The following is a 24135-nucleotide window of genomic DNA, read 5'->3' on the forward strand; positions in this document are numbered from 1 at the left end:
ATAGGTATTTATATGCAGATTTTTTTATATGGTATTGACATAAGGTAATAGGTCAGCCGAACCAGTAAAGACGATCACACAGTAATTGTACACGACAGGGACATGTAGAGAAAAAGTGATACAAATTGTACAGCAATTGATACGCCTTGTCAATAAATACAAACGCGTATGTAGTATCTTTCATATGGATATTTATAAACTAATTATAAAGCTTTGGTTAGGTGGCTAGTTATGCCTATGCTGGTGTAAAGGAAAAAACTAGAAAAAAGTCTATCCTGACGGTTTCGGATAATTGAAATAAATCAACTATGAAAAGAAGAACATTTATTCAGGCGCTGAATTTTGGCATTGCCTCAGCTACATTGTATAAAGGTTACGCAAATGAAATTTTATTTTCCTCTGATGCTGAACCAGGAAACAAGGTACTGTCGTATCACAAGATAAAAGATATCAGATTTTCTACCGTAAAGATGAATTATCCGAGGCTTGTGGGCAAAAATGCCCGTCTCGACCTACATGGTTATGGACCCGATGTGGAAATTTGTGTTATAAGGACAGACCAGGGAGCAATGGGCTGGGCCTCACTCCGTGGCTCAAGACGTGAAGCTGAACAAATTTCGGGAGAATTGATAGGCAAGAAAATGTCAGCTCTTTTTTCTCCCAAAGTCGGTACGCTGCTGCAGACACATATTCCCTTTGATATGGCCTTTCATGACCTTGCCGGAGTCATTTTAAATAAACCTGTTTATGAAATACTTGGTCGAAAAGATCCGATCATAACGGATTATTATAGTGGTATGATCTATTTCGATGACTTAGAACCTGCAGATAGGCCATCAGGAATTGACCGTATTCTTGAGGAATGCCAATATGATTATGGAGTGGGGTACAGGCAATTCAAGTTAAAAATTGGAAGGGGGCATAAATGGATGCCTTTTTCCAAAGGACTTCAACGGGATATAGAGGTTACAAAAGCAGTGGCAGACGCATTTCCTGACTGCAGAATTTTAGTTGATGGAAATAACGGTTTTACATCAGACCAATTTATTCAATATTTAAAAGGTATCCCAATGGTAAATCTCTTTTGGATTGAAGAACCTTTTCATGAAACGGTGATGGACTATCAAAAGCTAAGGGACTTTTTAAAATCGGAAGGCATAAATACCTTGCTGGCGGATGGTGAAGCAGATCCTGATCAGAACTTGCTGAGAACCTTATTTGAAAAGAAACTGCTGGATGTTCACCTTACGGATATTGAAGGCCTTGGATTTACGAATTGGAGGAACTTAATGCCAAAGTTAATACAACTCGGAGCCCAAGCATCTCCACATGCCTGGGGATCGCTTCTCAAGAGCTACTATACAGCGCATTTAGCCGGAGGGCTCGGAAATACCGTAACCATTGAAGGGGTTACAAGTACATCTGATGATGTGGATTTGTCGGGATATCTGGTCAAAGATGGGAAACTTATTCCTTCCTCATCTGCAGGGTTCGGTATGCCATTAATAAAAAAAATCTGAAAGAAGAGACATTAAAATATTTTTCAAACTTTTCAACGTTCTACAGCGTTTAATGAAGAACAAACAAAATGATTTCTTAACCTTAAAAAATTGACTAACCTGTGAACGAAATGAGCTAAAGCATAGTCACAGCTGTAAAAAGTTGTTTAAGGGTAAGGAATGGGTTTTATGATTCTTTTAACATAGTTGTTGATCAAAATTATTTCGAATGTCTAAAAATGCTCCACAAAAGGTAAATGACCATCTTGCTAATGAACGAACTTTCCTTGCTTGGATACGGACAAGCCTAGGGATTATGGGATTCGGTTTTGTAGTTGTTAAGTTCTCTTTATTTATTCGCCAGATTGAGCTCATTCTAAAAAAAGATGTAGTTGCAGGCTCCCAGCATGAACATTCTGGTGCTGTTGGCGTTTCCATTGTGGTCATTGGTGCATTGACGGTTATTGTCGCTTTCTTTAAATATCGTAAAACGAACAAACAAATCGAAGAAGAAAACTTTACTCAAACTTCAAATAGCATCACAATTGTGGCCGTATTAATTTTTGTCATAGGTATTATTCTGAGTTGGTATCTTATCGATGGTCTTTAAGGAGAAAGCGTTAGATTGGCTATTTATAATACCGGCAAAATATATTATTGCTGTGTACACTGTACCACGGTGATTTGATTTATGGAGTTGCGTCTTTCTAAAAGCTGCCGTAAGGCGATCATCAAAAAGGCTAGAAAACCAAAGCCCATCGTTAGCCAGGGCGAAAACTCCACACCTCTTGAAACGATAATCCAGCCACCTACGGTAGTTCCCACAGTCACCCCGAGATTGCCAAATGAAGTCGCTAGACTATTGGCAAATTCTAGCGCCTCGGGGGCGGAAGAAATCATATAAGTAGATGCGTTTAAGAAGCTGGGAGAATACAGAAATCCCCATAAGGCAATCGTACAGACTATAGCTAAAGTGTTGCCATCAGAAAAATGTAGCAATAGTGGAACAATCAGTGTACCCGATAAGAAAAATGCGGTGGTAACCGTAATATTTCGGTTGAGCATTTTCCCTGCCACCCAGTTAGCAATGACTCCGATAATACCAAATACAAATAGCATATAACTAACCATGGTACTATCCATATTCTTTGCTTTGTTTAAATATTCGGCGAAGTAACTATAAGTAGAAAACCAAGCTGATACCATAAAGAAATTCATTGCGGTACTGACTATAAAGATGGGTCTGATTAATATTTTCATCTGACTACCGTAGGATTTTTTTTCTTTTACAGGCAAAGGAGGAATAGCAAAATAGATTGCCAGCAGTGCTATAATACTGACAATAGCCTGTATCGTGAAAGAATATGTCCAGGAGTAGAGACTGGCAATATACGTGGCGAAGGGGACAGTTGTTACCATGGCAATTGCAACACCGCTAAAAACAATGCTCATAAGCTCATTTTCATTTTGCTTTCCTCCTTTTAAAATGGAAACTGACAATGCTGTCGCAATATAGACAGGTTGGAGAAAAGCGGGAAGAATTCTCACGATAAGCAGTAACCAAAAAGGAGGAGATAATGAAGAGACAATCGCCGTGACTAAGAAAATAGCGATGGCTGTTAACATGACTTTCTTGCGGTCGAATCCCGAAGCCAACAATGTCATAAATGGCCCAGTTATGGCAATGATCAAGGCAAAGGCACTCAATAAATAACCTGCTTTGTCGATACTGATATGATAGTGATCGGCTATTTGGGGCAAGATGCCAATAATGCCAAACTCGGTTGTGATTACTGCGAGAAAACCCAAAGCTCCGATGTATGCGTATTTTTTCATAAATAAAAACTTATTGTACATGATTAATTATACGAGCAAATGTAAAGGCAAATACTTGCTTCTGGTTGTAAAGCAGCTATTTGTGTGTTACTAACAAATTTGTAAGTAATGGTAAAAGAAAAGTTGTTCCTGAATAATTGATCTCCGCCTGACATTGATAAGTTGTGTGTTGTCAAAAGTTCCTTTATATTCACTTTAGATTTATTTTAAGGTTGAATACAGATAAGGAATACGAATTAAATAAATTAATGGAACAGCATATATTAATTGTGGGCCTGGGGGGAGTAGGCGGATATTTTGGTGGTATGTTAGCGCGTAAGTATGAAAACACAGATATTCATATCAATTTTTTGGCGCGAGGTAATCATCTTGAGGAGATTAACCAACATGGTTTAAAGCTGTTATTGGAAAAAGGAACCTTTATAGCGAAGCCTTATAAGGCTTCCAGTGAGACTGAAAATTTTACAAAAATGGATTACATTTTTCTCTGTACTAAATCTTATGATCTTGAAGATACGATGGCCTTATTAGGACCGTGTGTGAGCGCAGATACAGTATTCATACCCTTACAGAATGGAGTGGACAGTAAAGAACGTATCAACAGATATTATCCGAATAATTTGGTGGTGGATGGTTGCGCCTATATTGTGTCCCGGTTAAAGGCTGCCGGAGTAATTGAAGTGACAGGAAAATGGGGTACAATGAGTTTCGGATTGAATGGAGAACATGATGAGAGACTGGATAGGTTATATCATCTTGTGCAACAGGCTGATATCCATGTGAATTATTCCGATGAAATTGAGAAAATAATATGGGATAAATTTATTTTTATTTCCGCTATGGCCACAGCTACTTCTTATTTTGATTGTTCTATTGGTCAGATAATGGAAGATCCAAAGAAGAAAGATGCGGTTATTAAACTTATTCAGGAGGTTGCAACATTAGCTCAGGAAAAAGGAGTCGTTATTGCTGATCATATTGTACATATGACCTTGGACAAAATGGAGCAAATGCCTTACGATGCGACTTCATCCATGCATACGGATTATCTTAATAAACGACCGAAAACAGAGTTGGCATCTTTGACAGCTTACGTTATTCGTGAGTCTAAAAAGTATAATCTCGAGACACCTGAATATCAACGCATGTTTGATGTATTGCGCCTAAAATCTGACTAGCTGTATTAAAATAGTTTGCGAGGTGGAAATTTCAATCGATAAGTTCCCCTGGACAAGCTTTTTTTGAATACAAAAAGTAAGTTTTAGTATTCAAAAGAGGGGCATTAGATTTTATTTCCTGTAAGGGCGCTGAATTTATTGCCCCGATTGTCTTTATAAAAATCACCGTCCTTCTTAAAACTATTTGCATCTACTCCTTCAAGTAGCTGTTTTTGATAAAAGACATTTTTTGCATCTTTTCCGAAATCGTGACCTAAAGGTATAAACGTTTTCATATCGGCACCCGGAATTATTTCCTGATTATAATACACATTATTCTTGTCTTTTGAATAGGAGTTGCTTCCATACACATCATTCTTTTCATCAATCGGGAATAACGCAAAGGAAGGAGCATCTACCTGTTCATACCTGAAGCTTTTCCCCCTGAATAGGATCGTTTTGTTGTCAACACTAATATGATCCTGATCAAGTACACGAATTTTATCAATGGTCTTAAAAGACTTCGTTATGGCATCTGATCCCTGCTGAAATGGTGGGTAATAAATTGTATTACCAATTCTTATGTAATATTTGTTTATGGCTTCAATGTTTCCAGCGTTAGCAGTAACTGCTTTAAAGGCTCCTATATTTGGCGAGACATAAACTGAATCTTTATCCATTAAAAAATAGTCATTGACGAACGAAAAGGTTTTCCGATCTGCCTTTATCATGTCATTACTGTAGAAGTAATGGTCCTTGTCGCGTGCCCAGTTTATATGATCCTTTACGAGCTCATATGTTTTTGGATCTGCTCCCTGGATGATATTAAAGCCTAGGGCCTGATCGATATAATAGACATGAAAACGATCTTTTGGAATCTGATTATCGACATAAAAGGAATTCTTGTCCACGAGTTTTTGATTCGTGCCACGAAAATATACCGCATTTTTGTCTTTAGCTATATCTTCTGACAAAACCTCAAATGATTTTGCATCAGCCTGCATTTGTGAAATGCCCAAGCTAAACCAATTCCCGTTCTGACAATAAGCTATCTGCCCTTTTGAATCGATGAAGTAAGAACCGGATTTTTGTTTATCAACAGGTTTGCCAATATTTCGACAAGAAATAAAAAAGCAAAGTAAAATACAAGCCAGAAAAAAAGTGTATTTTTTCATTTTTGCATTGCATATAATTCTAGATTTATTAGTTATTATACCCATCTATATAAATTTACAACTACAAAATTAAAAAACCGAATTTTCAGTTTTCCGTTCCATTATTAAGGCAATTGCATAAAACTGGCACCAATGACTTTTAGCGTGTTGTCAATGCGTTTCCACACCCTAAAATATCTAAATTTTCCTTCTAATGGTGTTCCCATTACCTTGCCTTTTGCCGTCATCGTAGTAACGGAAAGTGCGGTATCCCCAATTATTCTGATCTCATTAATTTCTGTTGAAGCATTTTCAATAATCATAGCCTTTGATCGGTGTGCATTTAGATCCATTTCTTTGGTTAACATTTGACCATCAGGTGCTACAGCAACAAGGTCGTCATATAGGAGGAGATCAAGACCATCTACATTACTGGCTAGCTGCGCCAAGAAAAGTTGGTTCTCTACTTCTGCAATTTCTTTTATCGTGATTTTATCCATATTGTGATTTTTTATGTATAAATCTAGATATTAGTTGGCTGACTATAAGACAGTGTGCAACTATTTAAGGTTTATCTAAATCAAGAATTTTGTATAACTATAAAAATGGAGTTGACCTTGTTAAACGGCTAAGTTTAAAATCAATATGTTGCCTCTGTTGGAAAAATTAATTACTTCTTTGGTTTAGGTAGTTCCTTAATCCATATATTCTTAAAATCTACAGGTTGACCTTCACTCTGTAATGCAATAAATCCACTGCTGAGCAACTTACCATCGATCTTAATTTTGGGGTCATATCCATTGGCTGTTCCACCTCCAATCTGAGGTCTTGAATATTCTAGTACGGTATCTCCGTTAATGATATGTTTGATTAACGAATCTCCTAATACAATCAACTCCCCTTTAACCCATTGATCACCATCATAGGTCTTCGAAGTAGAATTTAAACAATGTGAGGAAGCTATTTTGCCCTGATAGACCACATTGGTTCCAGGAGAACACATATTGCCTGTAGGGCGGGGCTGGCCATCGCTCAGTCCTCCCAAAAGTTGCATTTCGACAGAAATGGGCCAATCCTGTTCTTTCAACATTGTTCTGGGGTCCTGCGAATGAAACATAACGCCGCTATTACGAAGTGTATAGGCGGGGGCACCTTTATGCAGCTCCCCTACAAATCGATATTCAAATTTTAAATGATAATATGAAAAGGGTGTTTTATAATATAAATGGCCAAATTGATCATTAAAATCACCATACTGATCATATCTGACCTTAATTATTCCATCTTCAACTCTAAACGTATTTCCGTAGTTCACACCAACATCATGATGATGAATTTTGACAAACCAATCATTGATGTCCTTTCCGTCAAACAAGGATTTCCAGCCATTATTATCGCCCTGACCTTTCATTCCTGCGCATCCTGTAAAAATAAGACTGCTAGCTACTATTGAATAGATAATTCTTCGCATTGAAGTGATATTTGGTTTAAAATTGGATAGCAAGATACGATATATTCTATTAAACTTTACAGTCTAAGAAATATCGTGGACAGCCGTAGCTCATTGCCCTTAAGCGCTGGTTAGATCATAATAAAACAATTTAAACGGTACTCATCAAACTTTATTTGATTTGGAATAATCTGTTATTCCAAGTTTGTTTCCGAATGGATCATTAAATTCAACCGCTAAACCCGTCATGATCTCAAATGGCTCGCTTAAAAATACGACTCCCTTTTCCTTTAAATATTCACATGTAGTTTTCACATCGTCAACAGTAAACCAAATAGTCGGTTTGGTATGTTGTACTGTACTAAGAATGATTGCAGGTTCATTTTTGCCTATTTTGAACGCAATCATTCCCTTATCCGAAAAATCGAATTTAGTTTCAAGACCAAGTTGATTTCCATAAAATTCCTTGGCGCTATCCAGGTCCTGTGCTGGTAGAAAGAAATTGTCGTAATCTAAGAGTAAGTTCATGATGGTTACGCTCTAATTTGTGATAAGTCAACACCAAATGCTGTCAATTGGGATTCTCCGAGTTCGGTAATATAGAGGTCTTTATCGATGGGATCTTTTTTTGCTAGCCAGCCTTTTGCTATTAACGCCTCCAATAAGAGCTGGCCGAGTTTTCCGCCGATATGTTCGTAACATAATTTTGCGGACTTTACTTTATCGTAGTTTTTCATTTTTGTTTTTTTTACGTTGGGCTTAACTTTTGATTTATAATTTCTTAGCTATAAAATTATGAAAATGAAAAGGGCAGCAAAATGATCAAAATCATCAAATCAAGTGGCTATTTGACACAATGTAGCGTGTTATTCTTTCAGTTTAAAAAAACAAAATGTACCTAAATTTGGTATCTAAATCAGGGATTTTATGATTTATGAAAAAAGAACAGGATAAAGAGCAGCAGGTAAGCAGTTTGTTTATACGATATAAAACTCAATTGGAAGACTCGTCTTATGTAAGCGTCGATTTTTTGGTTCTACTCGTGGATATCATTCGTCCCAAGCATACCAATCTGCTCTATAAGATCGATATTCAATTTTTGCTGGACTATCTCCATGCCGCACCTGAAGAGCTGGAAAGCTTTCAGCTTTATTTAATAAGAATTCTGGCTAGTAAAGATTTTGATCAATTGATTTCAGATACAGGAATTATCAGCTATGCGGATTTTTTTTACGAGCTTAAAAAAAGGATCACCGAGCGATACTTACCTTTTCAGCCACCTAAGTCTACTTTGCAATATATATTAAATCAGGTTTTTTATAAACCTGGTGATGCCGATTGGATTGCTACGGTTTCGCAAGAGCAGGTCGATGAACTCTTTCGTTTATGTGGATTCGAAACAATTTATGATGATGAAACTGGTTTTGGAATGATCGAAATATTGTATGGGTTGGAACTGTTGGTTCAACGCATTACGGGGCGTGCAATGGAAACGGATGTAAATAAGATGGTACCTGAGTTTCAAAATTTTGATAGTCCATTTATAGCCATTATGCGGGAATTCACCGAATTGAATGATCGTATTTTGCAGTCGGACAATAAGTTTATCTCTTCGGATGATCTGACTTATAAACAAATTTTGGTACTTCATAAGCAATGCGAATCGTATATTGAAACTGCCTTCGATAATTCACATCGTTTCGGAATTTCCATAAAGGTTAATCAATCACTTTTGCGCATGCGGCAACAACTTGAAAGGATCCGAGAAATCTTGCTTTTTTTAGTGATTGATCATCCGGAAGAAAAAAAGGAAAAGACGATTGCACTGGCAATGACCCTTATTGGATACAATTCCCGAAAAAGTAATATTCGCAAATTGGTTGGGCAGAGTACACAGCTTTTAGCCTACGAGATTACTCATCATACTGCACAGACTGGAGAACATTATATTACTTCAAGTCGGCAGGAATATTGGAAAATGTTCCGTTCTGCCTGCGGTGGCGGCCTCATTGTGGGCGTAATGTGCATCGTTAAATTATTATTAGGTAAGGTACACAGCAGTGAGTTTGGTCATGCATTTTTATATAGCCTGAATTATGCTGTTGGCTTTACGTTAATTTATCTCTTTGGGGCTACCTTAGCCACCAAACAACCTGCAATGACAGCTTCAGCATTGGTCAACGCAATTGAGCAGGGGATTGCCGAACAGGGGACCAGCAAGCATCGGTATTGGATATTTGCCGAATTATTTGCACGATTATTTCGGTCTCAGTTTATTGCTTTTGTTGGTAATGTTTTGATGGCTTTTCCGATGAGTCTTTTTCTTATTTGGGCGATTCAACAATTGTGTCAGGTCAATATTGCGAGTGCCAAGTGGTTGCATCTGGTCAATGACCTCAATCCGATAAAGACGCCCTTGGTCTTGCATGCCTCTATTGCAGGTGTTTTTTTATTTCTTTCTGGAATTATTGCCGGCAGTATTTCAAATCGGGACAAGCATAACTCCGTATATTATCGTATTCAGGAACACCCCATGTTGAAAAAGATATTTGGACAAGCAAAAACAAACAAAATAGCTTCGTTTTATGAAAAAAAATGGGCAGGAATCGTGTCTAACGTGTGGTTCGGGATCTTTATGGGTTCAACAGCTTCCATCGGACTTTTTTTAGGTTTAAATCTTGACATTAGGCATATTACATTTGCCAGTGGAAATTTGGCCCTGGGCTTATTTGGTCATGGGATGGAGCTCTCTACCGACATATGGGTTTGGGGCATTCTAGGAATTGGAATTATAGGGTTCTTTAATTTTATGGTCAGCTTTTCGCTATCCTTGATGTTAGCCTTCCGGTCGCGAAATTTATCGTCGAAAGAATTGATTAAAATGGGAAAGGCTGTTTGGATCTATTTTAAAATAAATCCAAAACTGTTTTTCTTCCCACCTCGAAAAGGTTAAGGGATAAATATTATCTTGACTACGATGTTTTGATGCCGAGAGGTATATGCCCCCACGGAAACGCCCCACGTAAAAATATAGGGTCATTTTGCTATGATCTAAACGTTGATGTCACCAGAAAGGTCGGGTTTATCTTTGTCATCTTTTTCTTTCTGTTCGGCCTGTGCTTCCTCCTTGTTATGGGTGCGATCGTCTTTGAGGCCAGATAGGTCGGTGTTAGGGTCCTCTTCTTCCTCTTTAGAGGCCTCCTCTTCCTGTGGCTTGGACAAGTCTGGGCTTGGCTCACGTGGATCCGGATTTGGGATAGCAGTCATGAGAAGAACCACCATACCTAGTTTATTATTTATGTTTTTTGATCTGTTCATTTTAACTCGTTTTTTAAAAGAGAACATTTTTCGAACCATTATCGTTGGCTGAAATCGTATCTTATTTATTGCCTGTGATAATTTCAACTATACCATGCAGCAAGGTAAGCTTCAACTGTTGGCCAAAGTAACTCTTGCGCTCATCATCGATGTGTATTTCTTTGCCTTCCCATTCCATTGCTAATCGACTCGTCCGGATAGGTATTATTTTAAATTCGACGTTTGTTCCATTCAATAGTCCATCGATATAGTTTATAAGTTCCTGACGTTGATCGACAGTGACAATGATGATATCAAACTGCCCATCTCCAGGATCAGCATCAGCAGCAAGCACTAACCTCGGTCCGATGCTTGGTATATTCATGATCTCAACCAGTATGCACTCTTTTTCATAGTTATTTCCAGCTACTGTAAGTCTCAGTGTGGTAGCGGGAAATGTTTCCACCAGTTTGCGGAGCTGTCTTAGTGCAGTTTTGATTTCATCTTCTGCACTAAGATCTTCGGTGTTTTTTTTATCCATTTTTTTTATTAGTGTAGGAAATACCCCAAAACCGATAGATTCAATAAAATATAGAGGTTTTTTTTCTAATCCTATGACCATCCCTACATCGAATTTTTTAAGTAGAGCGTTTCTCCAAAGACCAATAGCTTTTTCACAGTCGAGAGGAATACCGAGAGAAATAGCAATATTGTTTGCGGTGCCTTGTGGTAATATGGCGATCGGCCTCTTAAATCTTAGCTTTTTTTCCAGAAGACCCAAAACGGTCATTCTTATGGTGCCATCACCGCCGGCCAAGGCGATGATATCTGTCTGTGGGTCGATCTTTTTGACAGCATCTTTTTTTGTTACTACGGTGCAATTGTGGCCAAGATCTTCAATCAGTTGACATAGTTCGTCTTTGTCGCCGTTCGAGTCATCTCCAGCAGCAGGATTGTGTACTAACCTGATATTTTTGCCCTGTTCTTTCATAACAGCAGAACAAAGCAGGTTTGAGATTGGTTTTCATAGAAAAGGACAGCTATGAATATACTTATCACCAATGACGATGGTATCTATTCTCCGGGCATTGCGGCACTGGCACAGACGGCGAGAGAGTTTGGGACGGTAAAGATTGTGGCACCCGATGTTGAGCAGTCGTCAATGGGTCACGCTATTACGCATTCCCGGCCCTTAAGCTATCGGCGAGCGCCTGTTACTTTTGCAGATATTGATGCCTTTAGGGTCAATGGAACGCCGGCAGATTGTGTGGCCTTGGGTTTACATATGTTTCCAGATACGCAGGTTGTGCTTTCAGGTATTAATATGGGACCAAACCTAGGCAATTCAATGTGGCACTCAGGAACATTGGCTGCGGCAAAGCAGGCAACATTGCTCGGGATTACGGGTATTGCATTGAGTACACCTGTTGGAAAGACAGAACCTGATTTTGAAGGGCTGTCTCGGTGGACAATCGACGTGCTCAAGATATTACTGAAAAATAAGGGCCCTGCTCTTTATAATGTGAATTTTCCGCCTAAACCTCAAGGGCTTTCCTGGACAAGACAATCAGTACGTTTATATGATGGCCGTGTGGTGCCTGGAGAGGATCCTATGGGAAGGAAAAACTATTGGATCACAGTAGTGCCATTAGAACCTGCTGAAAAGGGTACTGATCGCTGGGCAGTAGAACACAATTTGGTTTCTATTACCCCCTTACGTCTTGACCTAACTGCACATGATGAACTTGCGGCCAGGCAGACAAGCGAACATAAATAATAGCGAGTAATAAAATACTATAAGATGGTAACAACCGAAAATTTAATACAAAAGAAAAGATTCCGTCCCGCCAACAAAGCTGGATTTGGGGGAGTGGCATTGGGAAATGGATTTCAGCACAACTCAGATGTCGAATGCTTAAAGGCAGTCGAAGCCGCCTGGAATGCAGGGATACGATTGTTTGACACCTCGCCATGGTATGGTTTGGGTATCAGCGAACGTAGGATGGGCTTATTTTTAAAAGATCAGCCTCGAGAAAGTTTTACGCTGTCAACAAAAGTAGGCCGATTAATGTTGCCACGGGAGGATTTTAAAATGGAGCAATCGTTATGGAAAGGAAAATTAAATTTTGCTTACCAATATGATTATAGCGCTTCAGGAGTGAGAAGAAGTATCGAAGATAGTCTACAGCGCTTGGGATTATCTTCCATTGATGTGGTATTTATTCATGATCTTTCACCTGACAATGGAGATATGAAAGACAGCTATACACATTATTTTGAGCAAGCTATTCACGGAGCAATGCCCGAATTGACTAAGATGAGAGAAGAAGGTATTATTAAAGGTTGGGGACTGGGAGTTAATACCATTGCGCCTATCTTACAGACATTGGAAGTTGCTGATCCAGATATTTTTCTCTCAGCCTGCCAGTATTCATTGATAAAACATGACGATGAACTGAATCAGATTTTCCCGAAAGTTGCTGAAAGAGATATTTCGATTATTGTAGGAGCGCCATTATGTGCTGGATTTTTATCGGGTAAAGATCGTTATCTCTATGATGGGAAGTTTCCTGCCGGTGTTAAAGAAAAGCTAAATGCTTTGCAACAGGTCGCGAAAAATCACGCTGTAGATCTTCGTACAGCAGCATTGCAATTTGCAGCCGCTCCCGACGCAGTGTCTGGTGTTATACCCGGTGCACATACCGCTGAACAGGCCGTGCAAAATGCACATTCCTTTGAGGCAAAGATTCCTGTCGACTTTTGGAAAGAGTTGAAACATGATAAACTTATTGAAGATCACGCACCGGTACCCAATATTCAACATAACTGATAAAACTAAGGGTGTGAATAGCGCACCCTTTTCTGTTGAATAAAGCATCTCAGCGACAACTAATGCTCGCTGAAATATTTGTTTATTCTTTATTATTGAACAACGTTAGTTAGATCGATCGGGATCATCAGGTTAAACGTAATTTTATTGTCTTTTAAATTTACGACTATCTTTCCTTTATGAATTTTAACTATTTCACTCACAATAAATAGCCCTAATCCGAGTCCATTACTATTGACTCCTTTTACGAAAGGCTTAAATAGATCTTTAAGATCTGAATATTGCGGATAGGTGACCTCATTTGTAACACTAAAAACAAAATTTTCTTTTTTAATGCATGCATTTATTTCGATATTTTGATGAGGATTACCATGTTTTATAGCATTTCCAATTAAATTAGCGAAAGCCCGCCCCATTTTCTGATGATCACAAGGCACATCAACCGGAAGGTCGATGTTGACGATTAACGTTCTATTATGTAATACTTCAAATTCCGATAAGATTTGCTTAATCAATGAATCCATACGGTAATGATCATTAATTCTAATTAGTCTGCCTTGAAGACGGATCGTACTGAAATCTAAAATATCATCTATCACTCCTTTCACCCGTAATGAAGCCTCTTCTATTTTCTTTATTAATTTTTTTTGACTTTCATCTTTAATGTTTGCGCCAAGATATTGCGAAATCACTTTTAAGATGCTGACAGGATTATTTAAGTCATGGGCCAAGGACGATAAAACCAGTTCTCTGTTTTTGGAATACCTAAGTTCCTGTTCTAATTTTCTTCTCGTATTTCTACGTTCAATGACAGTTTTAAAATCTATTGCAATCAAATCACTGCAAACAGGGAGCAACGTCTCCAATTTAATTGGGTCGAAGTGTACGGGTTCCGCATTCATGAAACTCAAGTGTCCAACAATAGAATTATTTTTGTTAATAATTGGATAAGAGATATAGCTTTTTAAACCGAATTCATGAAGAACTTGTGTCCATTCGTCGACAGAACATTGCTCGCTATCGTCAATGTAAATAGGTGAGAAACCTTTCCTTATTTCCTGATATATTTTAACGTAGTTTTCACTGTTTTTATTGACGATCTTCTGAGAGTGATAGTCATAAACGCACCAATTCCCCCATTTACGGCCAATTTTCCTACGTATCATGCCATACCTCATTTTCGTGTGGCCACATAAAGCCTCCAAAATTCTTTGACAGGAGTCGAAGTCGCTCTTCTTCGTATACCTATCGTACCATTGATTTTGATTTAATTGGTTTGGGATTGTCATTTTTATTGCCGGTCTATTTGTTTACGAATAGCTTTGACTTACTGTTGAGGTTGGTGCACCTTAGAAGTACTAATACCCTTTATTGCGCGAAATATAAATGCTATAGCTGCAATAATTAATAGAATATGAATAAAATCTTCTGTTATGAATCCGCCCACAAAAGTAACCGCCCAAACAATCATTACGCTAATAGCTACCGAATATAATAGGTCTTCCATATAATATTATTCTTTATTGAAGAACAATATCTAAATAGAATCGTTTCGTAATTTTGTAACTTGATAAGAAAACTTATAAAAAAAGCCGTTTTACATTAGTATAACGGCTTTTTATTCAATTTCTGCGACTTAGGACGTTGATTCCCTTAGGAAAATGGTAAAAGTAATGAAAAACACATGTTATGCTGTTTTTTTTTAACGACATTTGAACATGGCTCTATTAATAACTTTGGATAATGTCTATCAATTGTATAATCTCGACCTTTCAAAAAAGACGGAAGGCATAGTTATTCTTAGTCAACGACATGGTCCTGGGAAGAAATATACAAATCATAGCCGCATATTTGATGGTTTATTATTAGGTTTTATGGTACAGGGATCTATGAAATCTCAAATCCATTTCTTAGAATATGAAGTAAACAAAGGGGACATTGCTATTTTACAGCCACAAGTGATGATCGACACAAAATCATTGAGTGAAGATGCTGAAATTATAACAATCGGTCTTTCATTGGATTTCATTACAGAATTTCCTGTTCTACGGGAGTTTGTAATGAACAATCAAATAAGATGGCAGCCAATTATTAGACTTCAATCGGAAGAAATTAAACTCCAAAATGAATTATTGACCCTTATACAAAACTTCTACCATAAAAAAGCAAGTCCCAATAAGACACAAATGCTACGGCATCTCGTCATGGTGCTAGTTAGTATGATTTCTGAAGTCTATTCTAAATTACCAAATAACAAAAATTTGGTGAAAAGCCGTACGCATGAGATTATCGATGAATTTTATCTGCTTGTTTCAAGGTATGCCGGGCAACAAAGAAGTGTTGTATTTTACGCTGAAAAACTACATTTAACACCTCAATATCTTTCAACTTTCCTCAAACAGAAAACTGGAAGATCTGCATTACAATGGATTGATCATATCACAATTCTACATGCTAAAACATTATTAAAATCTTCTAATTTATCAATCAAAGAAATCAGTAATGAACTTCATTTTGAAGAAACAAGCGTCTTTTGCAGATACTTCAAACGAATTGTTGGTTTGTCACCAACAACTTATCGAAATGTGTGATAGATGGTATTCGTTTAACTATCGAAGGCATTTACAGATTTTCAAGTAGAATTAGCTTTCAAATGGTACGTAAACACCATTAAATTGTCAATAGCTCCTTTTCCCGTCTGTTTAATTTTACGGCATGAAAAATACAGGAAAAAAAGCAGCTATCGGGTTTATATTTATTACCCTGTTGATTGATATTACAGGTTGGGGCATTATACTTCCAGTTGTTCCTAAACTCATTGCAGAACTTATTCATGGAGACCTTAGTGAAGCAGCAAAATATGGAGGATGGCTCGGCTTTGCTTATGCTATTACACAATTTATATGTGCGCCTATAGTGGGCAATCTCAGTGATAAATATGGTAGACGCCCAATTATCTTAATTTCTCTTTTTGGATTTGCCATCGACTATATATTATTAGCATTGGCGCCATCTATCAGTTGGCTCTTTTTGGGAAGAATCATTGCTGGGCTGACTGGGGCTAGTATTTCAACCGCTAGTGCATACATCGCTGATATATCCACGGATGAAGATAGAACCAAAAATTTTGGTTTAATAGGCGCAGCTTTTGGTATGGGGTTTATCTTGGGCCCGGTAATCGGTGGTTTACTTGGATATTACGGCGCTCGAGTACCCTTTTATGCAGCCGCTTTATTATGCCTAGTAAATTTTCTCTATGGGTGGTTTTTCCTGCCGGAAAGTTTAGATAAGGATAAACGACGACCATTTGATTGGAAACGTGCGAATCCTATTGGAACATTTAATTTTCTGAAAAAACAATCGAAAATAGCGCGCCTTGTTATTGCCTTGATTTTGGTCTATATCGCTCTTCACGCCGTGCAGAGTAATTGGCATTTCTTTACCATGTATAAGTTTAGTTGGACAGAACGGACGGTTGGCTTATCACTTGGGTTGCTCGGATTATTGCTTGGATTAGTACAGGGGTTTCTAATAAGATGGGTAACCCCTAAATTAGGCGACGAGAAAAGCGTATATTTTGGATTATTCTTTTATGCGGTCGGTCTTATGCTATTCGCATTCGCTAGTGAAGGATGGATGATGTTTGTTTTCCTTATCCCATATTCCTTAGGCGGAATTTGTGGACCCGCACTGCAATCTATTATTAGCAAGAGTATTCCTTCAAATGAACAAGGTGAACTTCAGGGAGCGTTGGCCAGTTTGGTAAGTGCAACATCTATTATTGGACCTCCAGTAATGACAAACTCATTTTATTATTTTACACAGGATAAAGCGCTATTTCAATTTTCGGGAGTGCCATTTTTTCTGGGATCCATTTTAATTTGCATGAGTGGAATTATGATATATTTTGTTTTTCAACGAAATAATAATCATTAAGAAAAGGGGCGTTATTTTTACTTATTTGCTTTCTACTGCGACTTCCTATGCTTTATAATAGCTTTCTATTAAAGCTTGATAACTAGGCATCACCAAGGAAAGTGCATGCGCATGTGCATATTTCGCAGCGTCAGTATGTTTCCAACTTTTTAATATTTCGCTAATGACGGCTGTTTTCGTAATGGGGATAACGCCTGCCAACTGTAATCGAGAAATTGTTACTTGTGTCGATAATGGATTCATATTCTAAATTTTTAGCTTTAAGTATTTCCTAACTTTACTATATTTGCCATTAATAATAATTAGTCTAAATAGTAATTATATCTTTTTCAGGACAGGCTTTTCCAGATAGAAAGGTTTGGAAATAGACAGATATCTATATGCGGACAGGACGAGTGATTTTTTAAATACCTTCAACACGTGAAAACAACAACAAGATCTTGGTTTATTACCCAAAAAACAACATTGGCGAGCAGTCTATTGGTTTTAAGTTTTTCCATAATTCCAGCAATAAGTTTTTCAAGGGAAAGACTGATTGCTGTCAAGAAAAATGGTAATGATCAAGAATCGGGGACAATTAAGGGCAAGGTGAAAAATTCAGAAGGGAAAGGTTTGTCCAATGTGTATATCAATATTGACGGGATAAATAGCGCCAAGACTGATCATGAAGGGAATTTTATTTTTTCAAAGATTCCTAAAGGCATTCACTCCATGACCGTAAAGCATATTGGTTTTCAAGAAATCAAATCGCAGATCGCACTGGAAAGGGAAACCCTCGAGCTCCCAGATTTTGTCATGGAGCAAACAAGTAATCATTTGAATGAAGTTGTCGTAACGGCGAGCCGACTGGCTGAAAGTATTGACGAAGTGCCATCATCAATTACCTATATCGGCGGTAAGACCTTAGAAGATCAACGTCTGATAAATGACAACCTACCCAATATTTTAATGCAGAAAGTGCCCAGTATCTCTCCCAGTGAGGAAAGCCAAAACAATTTTATTGCTAAAATACGTGGTCGGAATTTTTTAGTACTTATTGATGGAATTCCTCAATCGACTCCATTAAGAAATGGCGGAAGAGATATGAAGACGATTGATGCTAGTGCAATTGACCATATTGAGGTCATCAATGGTGCTTCAGCTATGTATGGAAATGGCGCCGCAGGTGGTATAATTAATTACATAACAAAGAAGCCAAAGAAAGACAGGAGTTTTCATTCTTCAACCTCTTTAAATAATTCACTAAGCTTGGTCAGACCAGATGAAACATACGGGTATAATTTGGCACAAGTATTTTCGGGATCGAAAGACAAGTTTGATTATGTTGTGCAAGGAAAGATTGCGCGAACAGGTGTGGTACGTAGCTCCGATGGTACCATTGTAAGTCCATTTTATGGCCTGGGCGAGACAAAAAGTTATAATGCCTTAGCGAAGATTGGTTATCAGATTAACGATAATCATCGTATTGAACTTATGGGGAACTATTATAGAAGTGTTCAGGATAGTAAATATGTTGGCACTAAGGGGGAGTTTGGCAGTAAACCTGCTATAGGGATACCTTCAGATACAGTGATTAACGGTGGGACACCTTACAATAAAGCTTTTCATGTAAAGTATGAGGGTAACTTTGGTAGAACCTCAGCAAATATGGGGCTGTATTATGAAGATATGAACACGGTATTTGAAAGCTACAACCAAACATATTCTGATCATAAGGGAGCCAGACTAAATTTTAGTACGCCCTTTGATCTATCTAACAGCAATAATGTAACTTTAATTTATGGAGTAGATCTTTTAAAGGATCACACGGTTCAAAAAACGTTGAGCGATGGATTAGTGACACCCGATATGAACATGAAAAGTGGTGCCTTATACCTTCAAAGTAAATTTAATCTCGCCGATTACTGGATAGTGAAAGGTGGGGTGCGATACGAAAACTTGGATTTCAAGGTTGGAGATCTAACAAAAGCAGGGAAAGTCACTCCTGGAGATAAGAGCAACTCAAACGCATTTGTATTCAACTTGGCAGGAAGGTATAATAAATTAAAATACCTGCAGCCCTTTGTGTCATTTTCACAAGGGTATTCTATCGGCGATGTGGGACTTGTATTACGGAATGGAGTACCTTTGAGTCAAATTGATCCGAAGCCTGTAGTTGTCAATAATTTTGAGTTGGGGCTAAATGGAACCTATGCTATGTTAAGTTACCAATTGACAGGATATTATAGCTCTTCCAAGAAAGGCAATACTTTCGCAGAAACTTCGACACCGGGTAATTACGAACTTATCCAAGTACCGCAGCGTATCTACGGTTTGGAATTGGTTGTCGATGTAACCCCTGTTGACTGGTTTAAGTTTGGTACCATACTTGGCTACATGGATGGTCGACAAGATTTGAAAAATGAGGGAAAATATAAAGATAAATTGGATAATTCCATTATTTCACCTTTTAAAGTAAATATCAATGCAGATTTCAAATTGACAGATCGGTGGAATGTCTATCTGCAGTATTTACATTTAGGGAAACGCGATGTGTTTCAACCTTCTGAATATAATTATGGCAAATATCCGATTTCGGGCTATGGTCTGATGGATGTCCAAACACGCTACAAATTAAAGAATCTGGCGTTCATTTTTTCAGTTAATAATATCCTTAATAATGATTACTTTCCACTGCACGCGGAGGTGAGGGGAGCTACAAATGAAGGCCGTTATTATGTAAAAGGAAGCGGAACAATAGCGAATTTAGGTATCCAACTGGATTTGTAATACAACAATTTGATACGATTAATAGAAACAAGCCCCTGTAAGATTTTTATAGGGGCTTGTTTATGGCGAGTCTTTTCCCTCTTATTATCGCGTATACCGCTCATAATACTCATCTATTAATTTTTTGAGTGTATTAAAATCAAGCGACAATTGATCTGCCGAAACGGCTATTCCATTTTCGAGCAGATGTTGTTGTACTTGTGGAGAGAACTGCTGCATATAATCTTCGGGATGGTGTAGCTTCAAAAAAACAAAATGGACACCATGGGCCATTCCTGTCGAGACAGATTGAATAGCAGTCCATTTTACAGTCCCAGCCTTTATTCCTACTGGCGTACCATGATATCGAATGCCATTTGCATTCAATATCAGGCCAGTCCGATCTTTAACAAATAGGCTTTTTACTCCGCCAATTAGACAATAACATCCTAAGCCCCCTAAGGTCAACATCAATGCTCCAGGGAAAATTCTTATTTTTTCAGCGACAAAGAAAATATAGTAAGCAAATGCCAAAGCCGCTATCGTCAACAGCAAGCCAAATAGCGCCAATTTCAGACGTTTTTTGTTATCGAATTCTATGATAGTCTCGTTCATAATTAATGTTCTCTTTCACATGTTTATCGGACTAAGTTAAAACAACGCTTCTCATATTTTCATGCGAATTTCAATTCGTGTGGAATCGTTTTAAATTCGCAGTATTTTGACGTCTATCTGTATTTAAGCCATTTTCTAAACTCAATTAAACCCAGCGCTATGCTTCCACGAATCATCTTTGACGATTAACGTATTGATGGGTTAATCTATCCTCGAATCTTTTTCCAGCTTTTTGGTCTGTTTTGCGGAGAAGGTTTTTCCGAAATTGTAACTGAAACTCAATTTTGCATAGCGAGACTTCAATTTATTCACTGTTTCAATGCTAATCACATTGCCTAAACTGGAAATAGGTGCTTTTTGTAAGTTGAAAATATCCTCAATCGTCAGGGATATGTTTAACTTGTCCCGAAGCACTTTTTGTTGTAAACCCGTCGTGATATATCCTGTTGCCCCATATTGCATTTGAAAACTATTTCTTTTCGAAGTATAAAAGCCGAGTATTTGAACAGTAGTCTTTGGCAGAATATTAATAAAGGTGTTAATCGACCCACTAAAGTTGACAATCCCAGGTAACAAAATATCTGCTGTATTATTCGATCTGAAAGTCGGTCGTTGGGCCGATAAATATGTACTGACATTCACGCTGCTTCCAAATTTGTTTTGCGACATGACATAAGCTCCAATCTGGTTTAGATTATAATCATTATAGTAGTTAAACTCTGGACTTCCAACCTCCGCATTATATCTTGAGATATAGGTAAACATATTCTTCGAGGAGTTTCCATATAAAGAAAAGATCAGTGAGTGGTTGGTATTCCACTTATGTGAATATTGCAAATCTAGTCTATTTGCAAAATATGGCTTCAAATGTGTGTTACCGTTGGTAAAATAGATAGGATTATTGTTCATCGCAAATGGATTGAGCATGTTATAACCTGGTCGTTCGATTCTTCTGTTCCCCGATAAAGCAATGCTGTTTTTAAGGTCCTCGAAATCATAACGTATATTAAAGTTGGGAAATAAATTAAGATAGTTGTTTTTAATCTGTTCGTCAGTTAAAACGGATAGTAATTTATAATCGAATGATTCTAGTCGCAAGCCTACATCAAAGGAGAAATGTTTATATTTACCATTAAGAGAAGAATAAGCAGCAAGTATATTTTCGTTATATTGAACCTTATTTTCACTATTTACTTCACCTCCGACGGTATTTCCATCTGTGGCTAGATTCTTAAAGAAACTTTCTGTATTTGCACGGGCATATTTTACACCGAATTTTAGATCAGTACCCTTTCCGATGTTAGTTTTGAAGTCTGTATTGAATGTCCAGATTTCATATGGTCTGGTAATAATAAAATTTCTGCTACCATTTTCTGAAGAATTTATTTCCGTGTTAGAAAAATCATATGCCTTTCTCCAGAATGAAGTGTTATTTTCATTTGAGTATTTCGCGTAATTCAGGCCGATTGAAAGCTTGCTTTTCTTTTTGAAATCTTTATCATAAATCAAATCGACGATATAGAAATTATTATCCAAAAACATGAGGTCCAGCTGTTTAAGCTGCCTTTGGAATTTATCCTTCCGATTATAGATCGTGGCGTCTCGTTCATTTGGAAATTTACCATAAAAGCTGGCGTACCAATAATTAAAAGAGAGCGAACTTGTTGAATCAATATTATAAAGTGTATTGATTTTCATGGAATGTGTCCTTTGGGATCTTTCGCTAACCTGTTTTTGTCTATAGCGATAACTGGAATCAGGTAAGTAATAGTTTTTTATTAGATCGTTTCGTTTATGCAGGTTTTCACCGTATGAAAAATTATAACCTAATGAAATTTCAAACTTACTTTTTTTAAGATTTAAATTGAGCGATTGGTCCGTTCCCCAAAGGGTAGAAACAGCTGTACTTGCCGACCCAAAGAAGCCCAAATTGGAATTTTTCTTAAGTCTGATATCGAGGATACCTCCATCTCCGGCGGAATCATAGGCCGCACCCGGACTGGTAAGTACATTAACAGACAAGACCTCGTTGCTCGGTAGAGATTTCAGCTAGTTCAATAGATCCTGACCACCCAAATTGACTTTCCGCCCATTTATCAATACAGTAGCTCCCTTTCCAAGCAACTGTAATTTACCTTCTATTTCATCAACGGTCAATCCCGGTACCTGCTTGAGCAGTTCTGCTATATTTGTACTATTGCCTAATATATTGTTTTCCGCATTAAATCTATACCCACCGGTAATTAGCTCCAAGGTAGGTCTCTTGGAGGAAACTGTAACCTCCTCAAGTTTATTGTCAATCTTATGAAGTTCTATAGTACCGATATCTATATCGCTACCGTTCAGCGTTTCGATTCTTTTTATTTGAGGCTGAAAGCCAAGGTGGTTGATTTTTAGGTAAAATGAACGCTGACTGTGGGTGAATTGAAAGTCCCCACTTTCATTTGTAACCACTGTTTTGATAGGGGTGCTGCTACTTTGATGATCCATCAGGTATATTGAAACTAAATGAACGGGTTCTTTTGTAAGCGAATCGACTACTTTGCCCGTAACAGTAAAGGTTGAATCGATGCGCGAAAGGATAATTCTATTAGATGAACCATGAGCTATGGCGAAAAGAAGCAGGCATGGGAAGACTAGGGCAATTTTTTTTAAGACTTTCATTTAATTAAGGTTCTTGTGCAAAGTTTGATGACCATTGTTTGCAGTTAGTGACTATAGGTTAGTCGAGCTCAGGAAAAAAATGTTGCACGATTAATAATAAAAGCGATTACCAATTGGCACAAAAGTCTTTTTATAAGTAAAAGCAAGTCTCTACCCGATATGAGTTGCAGTTGGTCAAAATTAAGAGTAGATAAGATTTATGGTCTATATTTATTCTAAAAAAAATCTTTATTAAAAAAAACAAAACAAATATAGTATATTTATGTTCTAAATAAAGTGTATGAAATATCAGCTTTTAAAAGAAATCATTGTATTAGTAGAGGAATTTGAACAGGAGAACGTAGATGGAATCTACAGTACCGACGCGGATGGATTTAAACGTTGGGTAGTGGCAAAAGAAACCGATGTTCTGGTCGAACCTGAATGGGACGGTAAGGAAAATGGGCGTAGTCCAGAGAGTGTGATCAGCACATTAATAGTGCATATGAATAGGTTTGCAAAAAGTTATTCAAAGGCAGCTATTTGGGAATCTGATTTTTCTACACAAGAGGAGTTTATATACCTTATAACCTTAAGGTCGTTTGGCGAGATGACAAAAATGGAATTGATCAGGCGGAATATTCATGAAAAGCCCGCCGGCATGGCGATTATAAATCGTTTGATCAAACAAGGATGGATCGGTCAGCAAGATTCAGAGCAAGACCGACGAAGTAAGGTGCTTTATATCACAGAAAATGGCTTATCGGCGTTGGATCGACAAATGGGAAAAATACGTCATGCTACCCAGATTGTTTCAGGTGATTTGACCTACAGTGAAAAAATAACACTGATAAGTCTATTGGATAAATTGAGCAAATTTCATCAATTAATCTATGATAGAAATATTGCACCTGATAAATTGCTGGAACAAGTGAAGTTATAATTCAGTCCGAAGTGTAATAGGAATAGC

Annotated in this window: 24 protein-coding genes; 10 read left to right on the forward strand and 14 right to left on the reverse strand. The window is 37.6% G+C overall.

Annotated features, from left to right (window positions below; all coding sequences use genetic code 11):
* Positions 1–308: 308 nt before the first annotated feature.
* Positions 309–1520: an enolase C-terminal domain-like protein gene (locus OK025_RS14380; RefSeq protein WP_317664707.1), complete on the forward strand. Its 1212-nt coding sequence runs from the start codon at positions 309–311 to the stop codon at positions 1518–1520.
* A 208-nt stretch (positions 1521–1728) separates the two neighbouring features.
* The gene (locus OK025_RS14385; RefSeq protein ID WP_153846473.1) at positions 1729–2109 is read left to right on the forward strand and encodes a YidH family protein; all 381 of its coding nucleotides are present in this window, start codon (positions 1729–1731) and stop codon (positions 2107–2109) included.
* Positions 2110–2153: 44 nt separating this feature from the next.
* Here OK025_RS14385 and OK025_RS14390 read toward each other — a convergent pair whose 3' ends face one another.
* The gene (locus OK025_RS14390) at positions 2154–3335 is read right to left on the reverse strand and encodes an MFS transporter (protein WP_317664710.1); all 1182 of its coding nucleotides are present in this window, start codon (positions 3333–3335) and stop codon (positions 2154–2156) included.
* A 248-nt stretch (positions 3336–3583) separates the two neighbouring features.
* On the opposite strand from OK025_RS14390, the gene OK025_RS14395 reads away from it, so the two are divergent.
* Positions 3584–4513: a 2-dehydropantoate 2-reductase gene (locus OK025_RS14395; RefSeq protein ID WP_317664712.1), complete on the forward strand. Its 930-nt coding sequence runs from the start codon at positions 3584–3586 to the stop codon at positions 4511–4513.
* 104 nt (positions 4514–4617) lie between these two features.
* Here OK025_RS14395 and OK025_RS14400 read toward each other — a convergent pair whose 3' ends face one another.
* The 5 genes from OK025_RS14400 to OK025_RS14420 form a co-directional block, all read right to left on the reverse strand.
* Complete coding sequence (locus OK025_RS14400; RefSeq protein WP_411567672.1) at positions 4618–5712, reverse strand: DKNYY domain-containing protein; 1095 nt, start codon at positions 5710–5712, stop codon at positions 4618–4620.
* A 59-nt stretch (positions 5713–5771) separates the two neighbouring features.
* Positions 5772–6146 (reverse strand): nuclear transport factor 2 family protein, encoded by a 375-nt coding sequence (locus tag OK025_RS14405; protein ID WP_205400689.1) that lies wholly within the window; start codon positions 6144–6146, stop codon positions 5772–5774.
* Between the two features lie 170 nt (positions 6147–6316).
* The gene (locus OK025_RS14410; RefSeq protein ID WP_317664717.1) at positions 6317–7117 is read right to left on the reverse strand and encodes a DUF1080 domain-containing protein; all 801 of its coding nucleotides are present in this window, start codon (positions 7115–7117) and stop codon (positions 6317–6319) included.
* Between the two features lie 144 nt (positions 7118–7261).
* Positions 7262–7624 (reverse strand): VOC family protein, encoded by a 363-nt coding sequence (locus OK025_RS14415; RefSeq protein WP_317664719.1) that lies wholly within the window; start codon positions 7622–7624, stop codon positions 7262–7264.
* A 5-nt stretch (positions 7625–7629) separates the two neighbouring features.
* The gene (locus OK025_RS14420; RefSeq protein WP_317664721.1) at positions 7630–7833 is read right to left on the reverse strand and encodes a hypothetical protein; all 204 of its coding nucleotides are present in this window, start codon (positions 7831–7833) and stop codon (positions 7630–7632) included.
* 197 nt (positions 7834–8030) lie between these two features.
* Between OK025_RS14420 and OK025_RS14425 the strand changes: the two genes are divergently transcribed.
* The gene (locus OK025_RS14425) at positions 8031–10049 is read left to right on the forward strand and encodes a hypothetical protein (RefSeq protein ID WP_317664723.1); all 2019 of its coding nucleotides are present in this window, start codon (positions 8031–8033) and stop codon (positions 10047–10049) included.
* Between the two features lie 98 nt (positions 10050–10147).
* On the opposite strand, the gene OK025_RS14430 is transcribed toward OK025_RS14425, so the two are convergent.
* Positions 10148–10414, reverse strand: coding sequence for a hypothetical protein (locus OK025_RS14430; protein WP_317664725.1), 267 nt, complete (start codon positions 10412–10414; stop codon positions 10148–10150).
* 61 nt (positions 10415–10475) lie between these two features.
* Positions 10476–11384: a diacylglycerol/lipid kinase family protein gene (locus OK025_RS14435; protein ID WP_317664727.1), complete on the reverse strand. Its 909-nt coding sequence runs from the start codon at positions 11382–11384 to the stop codon at positions 10476–10478.
* Between the two features lie 51 nt (positions 11385–11435).
* Between OK025_RS14435 and surE the strand changes: the two genes are divergently transcribed.
* A complete protein-coding gene (surE, locus tag OK025_RS14440; protein WP_317664729.1) occupies positions 11436–12170 on the forward strand; it encodes a 5'/3'-nucleotidase SurE in 735 nt (244 codons plus the stop codon).
* A gap of 24 nt (positions 12171–12194) precedes the next feature.
* Positions 12195–13223, forward strand: coding sequence for an aldo/keto reductase (locus OK025_RS14445; RefSeq protein WP_317664731.1), 1029 nt, complete (start codon positions 12195–12197; stop codon positions 13221–13223).
* A 92-nt stretch (positions 13224–13315) separates the two neighbouring features.
* On the opposite strand, the gene OK025_RS14450 is transcribed toward OK025_RS14445, so the two are convergent.
* Both OK025_RS14450 and OK025_RS14455 read right to left on the reverse strand, forming a co-directional pair.
* Positions 13316–14512, reverse strand: a complete 1197-nt coding sequence (locus OK025_RS14450; protein ID WP_088162480.1) for a GAF domain-containing sensor histidine kinase — start codon at positions 14510–14512, stop codon at positions 13316–13318.
* A gap of 38 nt (positions 14513–14550) precedes the next feature.
* Positions 14551–14730 (reverse strand): lmo0937 family membrane protein, encoded by a 180-nt coding sequence (locus tag OK025_RS14455; protein ID WP_088162479.1) that lies wholly within the window; start codon positions 14728–14730, stop codon positions 14551–14553.
* Between the two features lie 211 nt (positions 14731–14941).
* On the opposite strand from OK025_RS14455, the gene OK025_RS14460 reads away from it, so the two are divergent.
* Together OK025_RS14460 and OK025_RS14465 are read left to right on the forward strand one after the other, a co-directional pair.
* Positions 14942–15814 (forward strand): helix-turn-helix domain-containing protein, encoded by an 873-nt coding sequence (locus OK025_RS14460; RefSeq protein WP_317664735.1) that lies wholly within the window; start codon positions 14942–14944, stop codon positions 15812–15814.
* Between the two features lie 124 nt (positions 15815–15938).
* Positions 15939–17159, forward strand: a complete 1221-nt coding sequence (locus tag OK025_RS14465; RefSeq protein WP_317664737.1) for a TCR/Tet family MFS transporter — start codon at positions 15939–15941, stop codon at positions 17157–17159.
* Between the two features lie 45 nt (positions 17160–17204).
* Here the strand turns inward: OK025_RS14465 and OK025_RS14470 are convergent, their stop codons facing one another.
* Positions 17205–17402: a hypothetical protein gene (locus OK025_RS14470; RefSeq protein WP_317664739.1), complete on the reverse strand. Its 198-nt coding sequence runs from the start codon at positions 17400–17402 to the stop codon at positions 17205–17207.
* A gap of 177 nt (positions 17403–17579) precedes the next feature.
* Between OK025_RS14470 and OK025_RS14475 the strand changes: the two genes are divergently transcribed.
* Positions 17580–19928, forward strand: coding sequence for a TonB-dependent receptor (locus OK025_RS14475; RefSeq protein WP_317664741.1), 2349 nt, complete (start codon positions 17580–17582; stop codon positions 19926–19928).
* 84 nt (positions 19929–20012) lie between these two features.
* On the opposite strand, the gene OK025_RS14480 is transcribed toward OK025_RS14475, so the two are convergent.
* The 3 genes from OK025_RS14480 to OK025_RS14490 form a co-directional block, all read right to left on the reverse strand.
* Positions 20013–20522 (reverse strand): STM3941 family protein, encoded by a 510-nt coding sequence (locus tag OK025_RS14480; RefSeq protein WP_317664742.1) that lies wholly within the window; start codon positions 20520–20522, stop codon positions 20013–20015.
* 201 nt (positions 20523–20723) lie between these two features.
* Entirely contained in the window at positions 20724–22544 is a 1821-nt protein-coding gene (locus tag OK025_RS14485; protein ID WP_317664744.1) for an outer membrane beta-barrel family protein, read from the reverse strand.
* A 27-nt stretch (positions 22545–22571) separates the two neighbouring features.
* Entirely contained in the window at positions 22572–23186 is a 615-nt protein-coding gene (locus tag OK025_RS14490) for a carboxypeptidase-like regulatory domain-containing protein (RefSeq protein WP_317664746.1), read from the reverse strand.
* A gap of 280 nt (positions 23187–23466) precedes the next feature.
* Here OK025_RS14490 and OK025_RS14495 point away from each other — a divergent pair, with 280 nt between their 5' ends.
* Positions 23467–24108 carry a MarR family transcriptional regulator gene (locus OK025_RS14495; RefSeq protein ID WP_317664748.1) on the forward strand — a complete coding sequence of 214 codons (642 nt, stop codon included), beginning with the start codon at positions 23467–23469 and terminating at the stop codon, positions 24106–24108.
* Positions 24109–24135: the final 27 nt, after the last annotated feature.

It is taken from the genome of Sphingobacterium sp. UGAL515B_05, from assembly GCF_033097525.1.
Taxonomy (GTDB): Bacteria; Bacteroidota; Bacteroidia; order Sphingobacteriales; family Sphingobacteriaceae; genus Sphingobacterium.